Source organism: Mesorhizobium zhangyense, assembly GCF_011045115.1.
GTDB classification, from domain to species: Bacteria; Pseudomonadota; Alphaproteobacteria; order Rhizobiales; family Rhizobiaceae; genus Mesorhizobium_M; species Mesorhizobium_M zhangyense.
Map to the genome: position 1 here is coordinate 240,484 of NZ_JAAKZG010000005.1, position 14,877 is coordinate 255,360.

The window sequence follows — 14,877 nt, forward strand, 5'->3', positions numbered from 1 at the left end:
GGCTCTCGCCTACGGGCGCGTGGCGCTAAGCCGTCCGCGCCAGTTCCGTCGTTTCGCTGAGCCACGCGCCGATCTTGGTGCCGAGGCGGTCGGGCGAGATCGGCTTGGGCAGGTAGTCGTCCATGCCGGCCTCGATGCATTTCTCGCGGTCTCCCTTCAGCGCATGGGCGGTGACGCCGATGATCGGCGTATGCGCACCGATAGCGGCCTCAATGCTGCGAATGGCGCGCGTGGCTTCGTAGCCGTTCATCTCCGGCATGGACACGTCCATCAGGATCAGGCGCGGGCTGAAGGTGCGGTACATCTCCACCGCAGTGCGGCCATTGGCTGCGATCCTGTAGGATAGGCCGAGCCCGTCGAGGATCTGGCCGAAGACGAGCTGGTTCACCTCATTGTCCTCGGCGACGAGGATATCGAGCGGTACATTGGCCGAGGGCTGAGCCGTACCCTGCATGGGCGTCGCGGCAGCCGAGCCGCGCAAAACGGTGAAGGCGGGTGCTGCGGGTTTGGGTGCTGGCACTGCCGCGACAACAGGTGCGGCCTCGCGCACGAACTGCGCTTTCCCAAGCACGGTGCGCGCCTTCTGGATGGCGCCGATGACGGTACCGAGAAGTATCGCCGAGCGGGCCGGCTTGGTCAGGTGCGCGGCGATGCCGTAATCGAGCACGAGGCGGCCGAAATCGACCTGGTCGACGGAGGTGAGCAGCACGACCGGAATGGAGGCAAGCCGGCTGTCGGACGACATCGCCTTGGCAACGTCAGCGCCGTTCATGCCGGGCATCTGGTAGTCGAGGATGACGCAGTCCACCGTCGCGCCAAGCTGGAAGGCGCGGTCGAGGAAGGCGAGGCCGACGGCGCCGGTCTCCGCGGCGGCGCAATCGAAGCCCCAGCTTCTGAGCTGTTCGAGCAGGATATCGCGGTTGACCGGATTGTCGTCGATGACCAGAACGCGTGCGCCGGTGACGTCGGTGGGCACGATTTCGGTCTGTGCTGGGGCCTCGTGCGCCGGCAGTGGCACGGTGAACCAGAATACCGAGCCACGGCCGACCTCGCTCTCGATGCCGATCGTGCCGCCCATCAGGTCGACAAGGCGCGCGGCGATCGCGAGGCCAAGGCCGGTGCCTTCGTGGCGGCGGGTGGAAGAGTTGTCGACCTGCGCGAATTTCTCGAACACGCTCTGCAGCTTGTCGGCGGGAATGCCGATGCCGGTATCCTCGACACGAACCCTCAACTGAACGGTGCCGTCCTCGACCGTGCCGGACACGTCGATGAGGACATGGCCCTTCTCGGTGAATTTCACCGCATTGCCGAGCATGTTGGTGATGATCTGGCGGAAGCGCCCGACATCGCCGACGACATGGGCCGGCAGGCGCGGATCGACGCGCACGATGAGCTCGAGGTTCTTTTCGGCGACGCGGGCTGAAACCAGCGTCGCGACGTCCTCGACCGCCTCCGAAAGCCGGAACGGGGCGGGGTCGAGCGTGAGCTGGCCGGCATTGATCTTCGAAAAATCGAGGATGTCGTTGATGATGGTCAGCAGCGCGTTGCCGGATTTGACGATCACGTCGGTAAAGGTCTTCTGGCGCGGCGTCAGCTCGGTCTTGGCCAGAAGCTCGGCCATGCCGAGAACGCCGTTCATCGGCGTGCGGATTTCATGGCTCATATTGGCGAGGAATTCGGATTTGGCGCGATCTGCCGCCTCGGCCTGGAACAGCGATTCCGCCGACTCGGCAAAAGCTTTGCGGATCGCCTTTTCCATCGGCCGGAATATCCACAGTGCGACCAGCCCAAGCACGGTGATCAGCGCCAGTCCGGCATAGGACAGGAAGGTGTCGCTGCGCTGCTCGACGAATGCGCGCTCGCGATCGAGCGCGGTGCGCGCGCGGATCAGCAGCGGCTGGGCGAAAAGATCGTTCTGGTTGCGGATTTCGCGGTTGCCCCACTCGTCGATCTTCTGCGCGCCGGCAAGCACGCCGAGATTGCGCACGATATCGCGTGCCGACCAGAACAGGTCGCCATTGACCGAAGCGGATTTGAGGTCTTCCAGGGTCATCGTCGAAAGATTGGGCCACACCGCCGTGAGATCGGCGGTCAGCGTGTCGATCCTTTCCTGGAGGCGGTTCGCATGGCCGGTCGCAGCATTGGAGAGGTCGGCGCGGGTTTCCGCGCGCCAGGCGGTGGTCGCGGTCTCGGAGAATGTCGTGGCGTTGCGCAGATCGCGCCCGAGCGTGGTGAGGTTGCCGCCGATCTGGTCGATCGCGTTGCGCAGGTCGTTCATGCTGTTCAGTGTGTAGAAGATCGCGCCCGAGGTCAGCGCGAAAATCAGCAGACCCGACAGGTATCTGATCCGGATCGAACGGATGAACAGCGAATAATCAGGCACGCACACACTCCGGACACATACGCACAATTTTACAGAGCCGGATTACGCTTGATTTACATTAAAATTTCGTGATCGAGGTTTCCCGATTCTTCCGCAGGTTGCGCTAGGGTGTGTGCAGATTCAGGTCAGGACGAACCGAAAATGGTGGTTTTCGAGAACCGGAGCGGAGTGGACATTTGGGTCCATGAGCACCGGAAGCGCAGAAAATTACCGTTTGCAGGTCGTCATGGCGTGAATATCCACATACCCTAGTTGCGCCGGTTGGCCACGAAGCTGGCCGCATCCTTCAAGAGGGCGGCGCGCTCGCCGTAGGGTTCAAGCAGAAGATGCGCCTGTTCCACCAGGCCGTGCAGCTGGTCCTGGGCCCAGTTCGCGCCATGCAGTCCGACCAGCGTCGCCTTGCCGGCGGCGGCGTCCTTGCCGGTCGCCTTGCCCATGGTCTCGGCGTTGGAGGTCAGGTCGAGCAGGTCGTCTGCAAGCTGGAAGGCAAGGCCGATGGCCGAGCCGAATTCGGCAAGCCGCTCGCGATCGGCGGGAGCTGCACCGGCAAGGACGGCGCCGGCCTCGCAGCCGTAGCGGATCAGCGCGCCGGTCTTCATCGCCTGAAGCGTGATGATGCCGGTCTCGTCGGGACGCTTGCGCTCGGCTTCGAGGTCGAGCGCCTGGCCGCCGGCCATGCCACCGATGCCGGCTGCCCGCGAAAGGCCGAGCACGAGGTCGAGCTTACGCTGCGCCGGCAGTTCGGTTGCTTCATCGGCTATGATGTCGAAGGCGTAGGTCAAGAGGCTGTCGCCGGCCAGAATGGCGCTGGCTTCGTCGAAGGCGCGGTGCACTGTGGGCTGACCGCGGCGCAAATCGTCGTCGTCCATGGCCGGCAGGTCGTCATGGATCAGCGAATAGCAGTGCACGCATTCCAGCGCGGCGGCGACGCGAAGAGCCGCCTCACCGTCAGCGTCGAAAAGGGCTGCACTTTCCAGCACCAGAAAGGGCCGCAGGCGCTTGCCGCCGTTGAGCACGCCATGGCGCATGGCAGCCAGCAGCGTGCCTGGCCGGACAATCTCGCCGGGCAGGATGCGCTCGTCGAGCAGGCGTCGCAACAGCGCCTCGACAGACTGGGCGCGCAACTCAAGGTGGGCTTCGAAGGGCAAGGTTTCTTCCTCGATCATGGCCGCCACGGTTTACGGCAATCGCAGCCGCGGTCAAGTTCGTCGCATTGAGACATTGCGCTGCCGGCCAAGCGCCATTATGCCGAAGGCAAGGAGCGCTGAGGGACAGAAGGCTTGGACGAACCAATAATCGATCCCGAGACGCGGGGGCTCGAAATGGCACCGAGGCGGAAGGCAAGATCGCTCGGCGATATGCGCGTGTGGGTTCGCCGCGCCGTTCTCGCGGCCATCACCCTTGCGCTGATTCCCGCTGTGCTGACGTTTCTCTATATGCTGCCCTTCGTGCATCCAGTCTCGACCTTGATGCTGAAGGATCTGGCGACTTTTTCAGGCTACGACCGCCGCTGGGTTTCGATCGACGATGTCGCGCCGGTGCTGGCGCACTCCGTCATCATGTCGGAAGATGGCCAGTTCTGCTCGCACCGGGGCATCGACTGGGGCGAACTGCGGCTGGTGATCGACGATGCGCTGGCCGGGGAGGCGACGCGCGGGGCATCCACCATTCCCATGCAGACGGTGAAGAACCTCTATCTCTGGCAAGGCCGCTCGATGATCCGCAAGGGGCTGGAGGTGCCGCTGGCGGTTTACTTCGACGCGGTCCTGTCGAAGAAGCGGATCATGGAGATCTATCTCAACATCGCCGAGTGGGGACCGGGCATCTACGGCATCGAGGCCGCCGCCCAGCATCATTTCGGCATCCCGGCCAAGCAGCTGACGGCACGGCAGGCGGCGCTGCTGGCGGTGACGCTACCCAATCCCATCGACCGCAATCCGGCGAAAGCCGGTGCCGGTTTGAAGCGGCTCGCCAACCTCGTCCAGCGGCGTGCCTCGCGGTCCGGCGCCTATGTCGGTTGCGTCGACTGAGCGAGATTGAAAAAAATTCGCCGCGGTGCTGGTCAATCGCGGCTTTGCCGTGTATAGGCACGCCACTTATCTCAGATTACGGCCTGTTACGTGCGGCCCTTTAGCGAGGGCAGTCGGGGCTTTTACGATGGATGGAGCAATTCCATGGCTGTGCCAAAACGAAAGACCTCGCCTTCCAAGCGTGGCATGCGCCGTTCGGCGGATGCGCTGAAGGCTCCGACCTATGTCGAAGACAAGAACTCGGGCGAAATGCGCCGCCCGCACCACATCGACCTGAAGACCGGCATGTATCGCGGTCGTCAGGTTCTGACGCCCAAGGAAAGCTGAGAAGCCTTCCTCGCGCCGTCATGCGGTGAAACGATCAAAGGACTGGCCGCGTGCCGGTCCTTTTTCGTTTGGTCCGCCCTAAGTCCGGCCATGTGATGATCCATCAGGCGTTCCGCCACCCTTTGCGAGAGAAATATGCTGTCCCTTGTGCCGCTGCTGATCATCCCCTTCATCCTGTTCAATCTCGGCCTTGCCGGCCTGTTCGGAACAGGTACCGGCGATCCATTCGCCACGCAGATGTTTTCCGTGCAGATGATGTCGGGCGGCATCTGGATGATGACGGTCGGCGATCTTCTCATCGTCGTGGCGCTGCTTCTGCTCTTCGTCGAGATGATGAAATCGACGCGCACCTCCAATGCCTCGATCGTCGATCACCTGCTCTCGACCTTCGTCTTCGTCGCCTTCCTGGTCGAGTTCCTGCTGGTCAGGAGTGCCGCGCATCCCGTCTTCTTCACGCTGATGGTGATCGCGCTGATCGACGTGCTCGGCGGGTTTTCAGTCTCGCTGCGCTCGGCGGGGCGTGACGTCAATCTGAGCTGACGCATTCAGCCGCTGTCGACGCCGGCAGCGGCTTTGGTGATGGGCAAGGCATCACTCTCGCCCGACAGATCGATAGCTATGCACATCCCGTCCTTCGCAGGCCGCCGCATAAACTGGCTGTCAGCCGAGGCGGTCAGGAACCCCTTGTCGTGCAATGCCTGGATGCGGCTTCGCGACAGGCCGAGTTCGCTCGCCAGCAGGCGGTCGACGCGCAAGCTGGTTTTGGACGGCGCGTGGAGACGGATTTCCATTTTCGCTGCGCAGTGCGGATTACCTGAGACAACGCTCTTTCGAACTTCAACGTTGCCGAACTCTTCGACCCGCTCGGCGCTGCGGCGCAGATCGTCGAGATCGAAGGCCAGACGCGCCGTCCATTCGGGGTCGTTCGTGCGCAGCGCGTGTAGCAGGTCCGGATCGATGGTGCGGACATTGCGGCGTTCCAGCAGCGGTCGGTTCCAGGTGCCGTCGCAATCGACGCAGCGATAGATCAGCCAGGCGTCGATGCGCTTGCCATTGGCGTTGACCCTGGCCTTGCCAGAGTTGCTGAAGGGCCTGATGTCGCCGCAGCGGCGGCAAGGGAGCCAGGGTTGCGGTGCGGTTTGGGAGATGATGGTCCATTGGACGCAGAGGAGGGCTGACATGCCGGCTTGATCTTCCTGGTCGGAAGTTCCTCAAGACGGCGGTGTCGGAGAGCCTCAGGCGAGGCACGGTTTGGCAGAAGTCGGTGCGGATCAAGGACGAGCCGGCGGCGATGACACCGGCGGCGGTCCAGCCATGCCATCCCGGTCTCGATCCGCCACCTGAAGAACACGCAAATTCGCGATTGCGACAGGCCTGCGCCATGCCGCGTTTCTGGTGGAACTGACGAGACCGGAATTACAAAGGCAAGACGAGCCGAACCTGGGATTGTTGCGTTGGAGCGCCTTTTAGCGAAAGCCGTGCAAGTTGGGAAGTGGTCGCAGCGGCTCAAGATGTGGGGCTAAGATCAGCCGCCGTCGGCTTCGAAACCAGCGGCCTGAATGCCGGCGATCGCGACCAGTTCGTCATTATCGGAGGTGTCGCCGGAAACGCCGACCGCGCCGATGACCTCGCCCTGCGAGCGGATCAGCACGCCGCCGGCAACCGGCACGACCTTGCCGCCGGAAACGCCGGACAGGCCCTGCATGAAATGCGGACGCTCCTTGGCCATCGCCTCGACCCGGCGCGAGCCTGCGCCTACCGCCAGCGCGCCATAGGCCTTGCCGGACGCGATCTCGAATCGCAAGAACGATGCGCCGTCCTGCTTCTGGAAGGCGACGACATGCCCGCCGGCATCGAACACGACAATGCCAAGCGGCTTGAGATTGATTTCCTTGGCCTTGGCAAAGGTGGCTTCGATGATTTCGTTGGTCTTGGCGAGTGTCAGGCTAGGCATGGTTTCTCCTGTGAGGCCGATTTGGCCCATTGCTTTTATGCGGCGGGACGTGAAATTTGTATGCCTTCCGGAAAAGAAGCTGTTTTGCCAAACCGGCCATGACCAGCCGCAAAGAGGGGATTGACGCTTGAGAAGATTCGATGTGCCGGGGCGCTCGCCCGTCTACGCGGAAAACGGCATGGCCGCGACCTCGCATCCGCTGGCAACCGCTGCGGCAATCGCGGTGCTGAAGGAAGGCGGCAATGCCGTCGATGCGGCCATCGCCGCCTCCGCAACACTGACGGTGGTCGAGCCGCATATGACCGGCATCGGCGGCGACTGTTTTGTCATCCTTGCTGAGCCAGATGGCTCGATTCATGGCTTGAACGGCTCCGGCCGCGCGCCTGCCGGCGCCGATGCTGCACGCTTGCGTGATCTCGGCTACAGTGCCGTGCCGGAAAGCGGGCCGCATTCGGTGACGGTGCCCGGCGCCATCAATGCCTGGGAAACCCTGCACGCCCGCTTCGGCAAACTGGCTTTCGAGCAGCTGTTTGCCGATGCGATCGGCTATGCCGAGAACGGCTATGCGGTGCATCCTCGCGTCGCCTCGGACTGGGCGGGTGTCGTCGAGGAACTCGCGACAGACGAGGGTGCCGCCCGGCACTATCTGGTCGACGGCAAGGCGCCTGCTCTGGGCACACGCCACAAGGTTCCGGCGCTGGCGGCAACGCTGCGCAAGATCGCCACGCAGGGCGCGAAAGCTTTCTACGAGGGCGAGATCGCGGCTGAAATCGCTGCCACCATCCGCGCCAAGGGCGGCTTCATGACCGAGGGCGATCTTGCCGCCACCTCCGCCGATTGGGTCGAGCTGATCTCAACCCGCTACAATGGTTACGACATTCTCGAAATCCCGCCGAACGGGCAGGGTATCACCGCGCTCATCCTGCTCAATTTGATGGCCAAGGTCGGCACCGGCAAGCTCGCGCCCGACAGTGCCGAGCGCTACCATCTCGAGATCGAGGCAGCGCGGCTGGCCTATTCGGTGCGCGACCATCTGGTGGCCGATCCGAAGTCGATGACGGTCACGCCGGCGCAGCTTCTCTCGGACGCCTATACCGCCGCACTCGCCGAAGGAATCGATCCGGCGCGGCGCAACGCAAAGATTGTGCTGCCGAAGACGCCGGCCTCTGACACGGTCTACCTCACGGTGGTCGATCGCGACCGCCGCGCCGTCTCCTTCATCAACTCGGTCTATGACAGTTTTGGCTCCAAGATCGTGACCCAGAAATCCGGTATCGCGCTGCAGAATCGCGGCGCCTGTTTTTCGCTGGAAGAGGGCCATCCCAACGAGCTCGGCCCGCGCAAGCGGCCTATGCACACCATCATTCCGGCCATGGCGCTGAAAAATGGCAAGGCTGCGGTGTCTTTCGGCGTCATGGGCGGTGCCTATCAGCCGATGGGCCACGCTCATGTCTTTTCCAACCTTGCCGACCACGGCATGGACCCGCAGGAAGCGCTCGACCATGCGCGGCTGTTCTGGGGCGAGGATGGCGTGCTCGACGCCGAGGCCGGTATCTCGGTGGACGTTCGCGAGACGCTGACTGATAAAGGCCACACGCTGCGCGACGCGGCCAAGCCGCATGGTGGCGGACAGGTCATCGTCATCGACGACAAGAACGGCTTTTTGATCGGCGGTTCGGACCCGCGCAAGGATGGGCTGGCGCTGGGCTGGTGAGGGCTCTGGCCCGGCACATCGCGCCGCAGTGACTTCGCGGCGCGGTCATGTCATTGACGCTGCATGAAGTTCATGCGGCACCTCCTGAAGGACAGGCTGTCGGTCGGCGCAATTGCTGCGCTGATCGGCTATATGCTGCTGCTTCAGGGGCTGGTCGCCGGCTTCTCGCAAGGGGCGATGGCGGCTTCGGCCCTCGATCCCTTGCATGTCATCTGTGCTTCGGACGGAACGATCTCTACCGCTGCGAAAGAGCCCGGCGGCTCGCCGGTGGACAAGGCGTTCCAGTGTCCTTGCGCGACGCTCTGCCAGCTTGCTGCGACCGCCACGCCGGCGGTTCTCGGTGAACTCGCGGTCTTTGCCTATGCCGCGCCGAAAGACACGAATGCGGTTCGTCTTGAACCGCTCGGAGTTTTCCAGCCGGCCTTCCGAGGCCTTCTCGCAGAAGCCCGGGCACCACCACTCTCCATGTGACGTCGAACGATACGAAACCGGCCTGACAGGCCGTTCGATATTTCACGCCTAGGAGATACTCATGTCCGATCTGACCATCGGGCGGGAAAGTGCTGGCATTGCCGCGCAATCCGCGTCCGACCTCTACCGCGCTGTCTGGCGCTGGCATTTCTATGCGGGCCTGCTGGTCCTGCCCTTCATGATAACGCTTGCCGTCACCGGCGCGCTCTATCTGTTCAAGGATGAACTGGACGCTGTTATTCATGCCGATTTGAAGCGCGTCGAAATCCAGCAAAGCGCTGTCAAAGTGGCGCCATCGGCGATGGTAGCTGCCGCACTTGCCGCGCATCCGGGCACGACGCTCAAATATACCGATCCCACTTCTCCCGACGCATCCGTCGAGATCACCGTCAACACGCCGGCGGAGGGCAAGCTGGCGGTTTATGTCGACCCCTATGACGGCAAGGTGCTGGGTTCGCTCCCCGATCGCGGCACGGTGATGTGGACCATCCGCTACCTGCACAGCCTGAAATATTTCGGCTCGACCGCCCGCATGGTGATCGAGATCGCCGCAGGCTGGTCGATCCTGTTGGTCGGCACCGGCATCTATCTCTGGTGGCCGCGCCGGCAGACGGGCGGCGTCCTGAGTGTGCGCGGAACGCCGAAGCGACGGGTGTTCTGGCGCGACACCCATGCCGTCACCGGCGTTTTCGTCGGCTTCTTCATCGTCTTTCTGGCCATCACCGGCATGCCCTGGTCGGGTGTCTGGGGCGGCAAGGTCAATGAATGGGCCAACGGCAACAATTTCGGCTATCCCGCCGGCGTGCGGACTGCCGTGCCGATGTCGGACGAGCATCTCGACCATGTCGCCAAGACATCATGGTCGCTCGAACAGGCGCAGGTTCCGGAGTCGCCCGCCGGCCATCACGGTGCCGCCCCGATCAGCCTGGATGACGCGGTTTCGACATTCGATCGGCTCGGCCTGCACCGCGGTTATGCCGTCAACATTCCGTCTGCGCCGACCGGCGTCTATACCGGCTCCGTCTATCCCGACGACGTGGCGCAACAGCGGGTGGTTCATCTCGACCAGTATTCGGGCAAGCCGCTGATCGACATGAGCTATGCGGATTACGGGCCGCTCGGCAAATGGCTGGAGTGGGGGATCAACGTTCATATGGGCCAGCAATTCGGGCTCGCAAATCAGCTTGTGCTGCTGGCAGCCTGCATCGCCATCGTCGCACTCGCCGTTTCGGCTGGTGTCATGTGGTGGAAGCGCCGCCCGCAAGGCTCGCTCGGCGTGCCGCCCATGCCGTCGGACAGCCGCGTGTTTCGTGGCCTGATTGCGATTCTTGCTGTCGGCGGGGTGGTGTTTCCGCTCGTCGGGGTATCGCTGGTGGTGATGCTGGCGCTGGATTGGGGATTTGGGCGGGCGAGGATGGTCAGGAAGGCTTGAGGGGAAGCAGGCTGGCCGCAACGTTGACGACCCCCTCTCCCCGTCCTTTACGGGGAGAGGGTAAGGGTGAGGGGCCGTTTCTATCAAGATCTGAAAGATAGAGTCTCCGGCAAAACGCCTCCTTCGGAAACGTCGCCGCTACCCCGGCCCTCCGCTAGGGCTCCGGGCGTTCGTCGCTTCAATCGACAAATCGTTGTCGATTGATCGCCTGCGGCGACCGCTCCTCACCCCATGGAATCAATTTTCCGCTGCATGGCGGCGATCTGTTCCTTCAGTTCCTGAAGGTCGCCAGGCTTTTCGGAACTTTCCTGCTTTGCCTGCTCGGCGGGTGCGGATGCTGGGCCGCCCTGCGGGAAAGGCGTGAACAGGCGCATGGCGTTCTGGAACATTTCCATGTTGCGGCGCGTCTGCTCTTCCAGCGCTTTCATCGGCGCAAGCTTCATCACCTCCATCGGCGACTTGCCGAGGGAGGTTTTCATCTGCTCGCGAAAGCGCTCCTGCTCCTTGGCGAAGGCCACCATCGATTGTTCGAGGAAGCTCGGCACGATCATCTGCATCTGGTCGCCATAGAAGGCGATGAGCTGGCGCAGGAACGGGATCGGCAGCATGTTCTGCCCGTCCTTGTTCTCCAGCTCGAAAATGATCTGCGTCAGCACCGGGTGGGTGATGTCCTCGCCGGTCTTGGCGTCCTGAACGGTGAATTCCTCGCCCTTCTTGACCATCTCGGCCAGGTCCTCGAGCGTCACATAGGTGCTGGTGCCTGTGTTGTAGAGGCGGCGGTTGGCATATTTCTTGATCACCACCGGATCGTCTTTTGCGGGCATCAAATTCCTCCCCAGGGACCGGAACGCGAAGTATGCAGCCGGTAACGATTGCGCCATGGCGAGGATATGCGCAAAACGTCTGCAATTCCAAGCGCTTTGTGCAGTGCGGGAAATTTGCCCGCAAATGCTGCGCAGCATAGGGCGATTTTTTGGCGGCGTTTTATTGCGGCAGCAATCCTGACCAATCGATTTCCAGTTTGACTCGGGTTCTTTAACGGGCAAGAAAAGCCCTTGAGGAGACCGTCTTCGGTCACGCCCTAACTGTTCTGGAGAGTGAAATGCCCGCCTCGAATTCCATCGTCGTCGCCAGCGCCGCCCGCACCGCGGTCGGTTCCTTCAACGGCTCATTCGCCAACACGCCGGCCCATGAACTGGGCGCGGTAGTCGTCAAGGAAGTGCTGGCGCGTGCCGGTGTGGAGGCGGCTGAAGTCGATGAAGTCATTCTCGGTCAGGTGCTGACGGCGGGGCAGGGGCAGAACCCGGCGCGCCAGGCGTCCATCGCCGCCGGCCTGCCCATTGAAACCACCGCCTGGGGGCTCAATCAGGTCTGCGGCTCCGGCCTGCGCGCCATCGCGCTCGGCATGCAGCAGATCGCGACCGGTGACGCCAAGATCATCGTTGCCGGCGGCCAGGAATCGATGTCGCTGTCCACGCACTGCCAGCATCTGCGGGCCGGCACCAAGATGGGCGACCTGAAGCTCATCGACACGATGATCAAGGACGGTCTGTGGGACGCCTTCAACGGCTACCACATGGGCAACACCGCCGAAAACGTCGCGCGCCAGTTCCAGATTACCCGCGACGATCAGGACGAATTTGCGCTCGCCTCGCAGAACAAGGCCGAGGCGGCGCAGAAGGCCGGAAAGTTCAAGGACGAGATCGTCGCCTTCACCGTCAAGGGCCGCAAGGGCGACACCATCGTCGACCAGGACGAATATATCCGCATCGGCGCGACGATCGATGCCATGCAGAAGCTGAAACCCGCCTTCGACAAGGACGGCACGGTGACCGCCGCGAACGCATCCGGCCTGAATGACGGTGCCGCCGCAGCCGTGCTGATGACCGAAGCCGAAGCCGAGAGGCGCGGCATCACCCCGCTTGCCCGCATCGTCTCCTGGGCAACCGCCGGCGTCGATCCGCAGATTATGGGCACAGGCCCGATCCCGGCATCGAAGAAGGCGCTGGAAAAGGCCGGCTGGTCGGTGGCCGATCTCGACCTCGTCGAAGCCAACGAGGCTTTCGCTGCCCAGGCCTGCGCGGTCAATAAGGGTCTTGGCTGGGATCCGGCCATCGTCAACGTCAATGGCGGCGCCATCGCCATCGGCCACCCCATCGGCGCATCCGGCGCGCGCATCTTCAACACGCTGGTCTTCGAGATGAAGCGCCGCGGCGCCAAGAAGGGCCTCGCCACGCTGTGCATCGGCGGCGGCATGGGCGTGGCGATGTCTGTGGAAGCGATTTAGGAATCTAGGGGAATAAGGGAATAGGGCAGTAGGGGAGTAGGGGAGTAGGGGGAAGTAGCCAGTAAGGATGTGGTTGTTTCCAAGCCGTCTTCCTTACTGCCTTACTCCCCTACTCCCATAAAAAATAAGAGGAGGACAATCATGACAAGAACAGCACTCGTAACCGGGGGATCGCGTGGCATCGGGGCGGCGATTGCCGTCGCGCTGAAGGATGCCGACTACAAGGTTGCCGCCAATTATGCCGGCAATGACGAAGCGGCGCAGAAATTCACCGCCGATACCGGCATCAAGACCTACAAATGGTCGGTCGCCGACTATGACGCCTGCGAGGCCGGGATAAAACAGGTCGAGGCCGATCTCGGTCCGATCGATGTGCTGGTCAACAATGCCGGCATCACCCGCGATGCGCCCTTCCACAAGATGACGCGCGACCAGTGGCGCGAGGTCATGGAAACCAATCTCAACGGCGTCTTCAACATGACGCATCCGCTGTGGAACGGCATGCGCGAGCGCAAGTTCGGCCGTATCATCACCATTTCCTCGATCAACGGCCAGAAGGGCCAGTTCGCGCAGGCCAATTATTCTGCGGCCAAGGCCGGCGATATCGGCTTCACCAAGGCCCTGGCGCAGGAAGGCGCGCGCGCCGGCATCACCGTCAATGCGATCTGCCCCGGCTATATCGCCACGGACATGGTCATGGCGGTGCCGGAAAAGGTGCGCGAGTCGATCATTGCGCAGATCCCGGTCGGCCGGCTCGGCGAGGCTGCCGAGATCGCGCGCTGCGTGGTGTTTCTGTCATCCGACGATGCCGGCTTCATCACCGGTTCGACGATAACGGCCAATGGCGGGCAATACTTCGTCTGAGCCCGATCGAAGCTCTTATTCTGGCGGTAGTGCCGCCCCTCACCCTTACCCTCTCCCCGTGAAGAACGGAGAGAGGAAGGCGTCAGCGTTAGAACTTCTTCCTTCTCCCCGTTTTTCAAGGGGAGAAGGTGCCGGCAGGCGGATGAGGGGCAGCTTTACATAGCCAGAAAAAAGAAAACGGCGCCCGAGGGCGCCGTTTCCGTTTGATCTGCGGCAAAAATCACTCGTCGCCGAACAGCGACTTGTGGGCGATGCCGGCGAGGATTGCGCCGACGATCGGGGCGACCCAGAACAGCCAGAGTTGCTGCAGCGCCCAGCCGCCGACGAACAGTGCCGGGCCGGTGGAGCGGGCCGGGTTGACCGAGGTGTTGGTCACCGGGATCGAGATCAGGTGGATCAGGGTCAGCGCCAGGCCGATGGCGATCGGCGCAAAACCTGCCGGAACGCGTTTCGTCGTGACGCCGAGGATGATCATCAGGAACATGAAGGTCAGCACGATTTCGGCGACAAGTGCTGCACCCATCGAATAGCCGCCCGGCGAATGCTCGCCATAGCCGTTCGATGCAAAGCCGCCGGAAAGCGAGAAATCCGCCTTGCCGCTGGCGATGAAGTACAGGATTGCCGAGGCGACGATGGCGCCGATGACCTGGGCGATGACATAGGGCACGAGGTCCTTGGCCGGAAGACGCCCGGCCACGGTGAGGCCGACGGATACGGCCGGATTGAAGTGGCCGCCGGAAATCCCGCCCACGGCATAAGCCATGGTGAGAACCGTCAGACCGAACGCAAACGCAACGCCAAGAAAACCAATACCGAGATCGGGGAAAGCGGCGGCAAGAACGGCGCTGCCGCAGCCACCGAAGACAAGCCAGAAAGTACCGAGAAACTCGGCGAAGAGACGTTTGGACATGGTAATACCCTCCTAGTACCAATGGCCTAGAGATTCACGAAATCGGGCACAACGCAATGGCGAGACATGCGGTGGGCCCCGGCACTTCAACGATTGTCACAGCTATTTACGTTGGGTCAGGCTCCGCGTTTGCAAAGCTGTGCCGGAACGAGGCATTTTGGTTAATTCCCAATTCCTGGCCGGCCTGCCAGAGCGACGTCGACAGGGGATAATTGTGCCTCGTCGCACAAGCCTCACCATATGCTGTGGTGAACAAACCGGGAAACAAGCTCCATCAGCGATTCGTCGCTGCTTCGTTCTTCCTTTGAGCGGAACGTTAACGGAAATACTCGCCGCGGGGCTCTCCGCGGTCATTTCCGCTTAAGCATTTTTACGAAAGCCTTAAGGCGCGAGCCGCGCCTTCGGCCAGGGAAAGTGCTGCGCCGGGCAAAGGTTAACAACAGTAGCGAAAAAGGCGTAATCGGGTGAATGCGCCCTCCTGCATCTGGATGCTGAATCGCTGTCA

The 14,877-nt window shown here is 62.5% G+C and carries 14 protein-coding genes; 8 read left to right on the forward strand and 6 right to left on the reverse strand.

Features of this window, described 5'->3' with window-relative positions; translation table 11 throughout:
• Nucleotides 1-25: 25 nt before the first annotated feature.
• Together G6N74_RS13950 and G6N74_RS13955 are read right to left on the reverse strand one after the other, a co-directional pair.
• On the reverse strand, nucleotides 26-2,383 hold the full coding sequence (locus G6N74_RS13950; protein ID WP_165118290.1) for a response regulator: 2,358 nt from the start codon (nucleotides 2,381-2,383) through the stop codon (nucleotides 26-28).
• 248 nt (nucleotides 2,384-2,631) lie between these two features.
• Nucleotides 2,632-3,549, reverse strand: coding sequence for a polyprenyl synthetase family protein (locus G6N74_RS13955; protein WP_165118292.1), 918 nt, complete (start codon nucleotides 3,547-3,549; stop codon nucleotides 2,632-2,634).
• A 156-nt stretch (nucleotides 3,550-3,705) separates the two neighbouring features.
• Here G6N74_RS13955 and mtgA point away from each other — a divergent pair, with 156 nt between their 5' ends.
• The 3 genes from mtgA to G6N74_RS13970 all read left to right on the forward strand — a co-directional run bounded on the left by mtgA (nucleotide 3,706) and on the right by G6N74_RS13970 (nucleotide 5,280).
• A complete protein-coding gene (mtgA, locus tag G6N74_RS13960; protein WP_165118855.1) occupies nucleotides 3,706-4,413 on the forward strand; it encodes a monofunctional biosynthetic peptidoglycan transglycosylase in 708 nt (235 codons plus the stop codon).
• Nucleotides 4,414-4,557: 144 nt separating this feature from the next.
• Nucleotides 4,558-4,740: a 50S ribosomal protein L32 gene (gene rpmF, locus G6N74_RS13965; protein WP_008834724.1), complete on the forward strand. Its 183-nt coding sequence runs from the start codon at nucleotides 4,558-4,560 to the stop codon at nucleotides 4,738-4,740.
• A 135-nt stretch (nucleotides 4,741-4,875) separates the two neighbouring features.
• Nucleotides 4,876-5,280, forward strand: coding sequence for a hypothetical protein (locus tag G6N74_RS13970; RefSeq protein WP_165118294.1), 405 nt, complete (start codon nucleotides 4,876-4,878; stop codon nucleotides 5,278-5,280).
• Between the two features lie 5 nt (nucleotides 5,281-5,285).
• Here G6N74_RS13970 and G6N74_RS13975 read toward each other — a convergent pair whose 3' ends face one another.
• Nucleotides 5,286-5,921 carry a DUF1062 domain-containing protein gene (locus tag G6N74_RS13975; protein WP_165118296.1) on the reverse strand — a complete coding sequence of 212 codons (636 nt, stop codon included), beginning with the start codon at nucleotides 5,919-5,921 and terminating at the stop codon, nucleotides 5,286-5,288.
• A gap of 344 nt (nucleotides 5,922-6,265) precedes the next feature.
• On the reverse strand, nucleotides 6,266-6,694 hold the full coding sequence (locus tag G6N74_RS13980; RefSeq protein WP_165118298.1) for a GlcG/HbpS family heme-binding protein: 429 nt from the start codon (nucleotides 6,692-6,694) through the stop codon (nucleotides 6,266-6,268).
• Between the two features lie 127 nt (nucleotides 6,695-6,821).
• On the opposite strand from G6N74_RS13980, the gene G6N74_RS13985 reads away from it, so the two are divergent.
• The 3 genes from G6N74_RS13985 (at nucleotide 6,822) to G6N74_RS13995 (ending at nucleotide 10,311) form a co-directional block, all read left to right on the forward strand.
• Nucleotides 6,822-8,408 carry a gamma-glutamyltransferase family protein gene (locus tag G6N74_RS13985; RefSeq protein ID WP_205826682.1) on the forward strand — a complete coding sequence of 529 codons (1,587 nt, stop codon included), beginning with the start codon at nucleotides 6,822-6,824 and terminating at the stop codon, nucleotides 8,406-8,408.
• 63 nt (nucleotides 8,409-8,471) lie between these two features.
• Entirely contained in the window at nucleotides 8,472-8,879 is a 408-nt protein-coding gene (locus G6N74_RS13990; RefSeq protein WP_165118300.1) for a DUF2946 family protein, read from the forward strand.
• A gap of 61 nt (nucleotides 8,880-8,940) precedes the next feature.
• Nucleotides 8,941-10,311: a PepSY-associated TM helix domain-containing protein gene (locus G6N74_RS13995; protein ID WP_165118302.1), complete on the forward strand. Its 1,371-nt coding sequence runs from the start codon at nucleotides 8,941-8,943 to the stop codon at nucleotides 10,309-10,311.
• Between the two features lie 224 nt (nucleotides 10,312-10,535).
• Here G6N74_RS13995 and phaR read toward each other — a convergent pair whose 3' ends face one another.
• Entirely contained in the window at nucleotides 10,536-11,135 is a 600-nt protein-coding gene (gene phaR, locus G6N74_RS14000) for a polyhydroxyalkanoate synthesis repressor PhaR (protein ID WP_165118304.1), read from the reverse strand.
• 278 nt (nucleotides 11,136-11,413) lie between these two features.
• On the opposite strand from phaR, the gene G6N74_RS14005 reads away from it, so the two are divergent.
• Together G6N74_RS14005 and phbB are read left to right on the forward strand one after the other, a co-directional pair.
• Entirely contained in the window at nucleotides 11,414-12,598 is a 1,185-nt protein-coding gene (locus G6N74_RS14005) for an acetyl-CoA C-acetyltransferase (protein ID WP_165118306.1), read from the forward strand.
• A gap of 141 nt (nucleotides 12,599-12,739) precedes the next feature.
• Nucleotides 12,740-13,462 (forward strand): acetoacetyl-CoA reductase, encoded by a 723-nt coding sequence (gene phbB, locus G6N74_RS14010; RefSeq protein WP_165118308.1) that lies wholly within the window; start codon nucleotides 12,740-12,742, stop codon nucleotides 13,460-13,462.
• A gap of 220 nt (nucleotides 13,463-13,682) precedes the next feature.
• Here phbB and aqpZ read toward each other — a convergent pair whose 3' ends face one another.
• Nucleotides 13,683-14,372: an aquaporin Z gene (aqpZ, locus tag G6N74_RS14015; RefSeq protein WP_165118310.1), complete on the reverse strand. Its 690-nt coding sequence runs from the start codon at nucleotides 14,370-14,372 to the stop codon at nucleotides 13,683-13,685.
• Nucleotides 14,373-14,877: the final 505 nt, after the last annotated feature.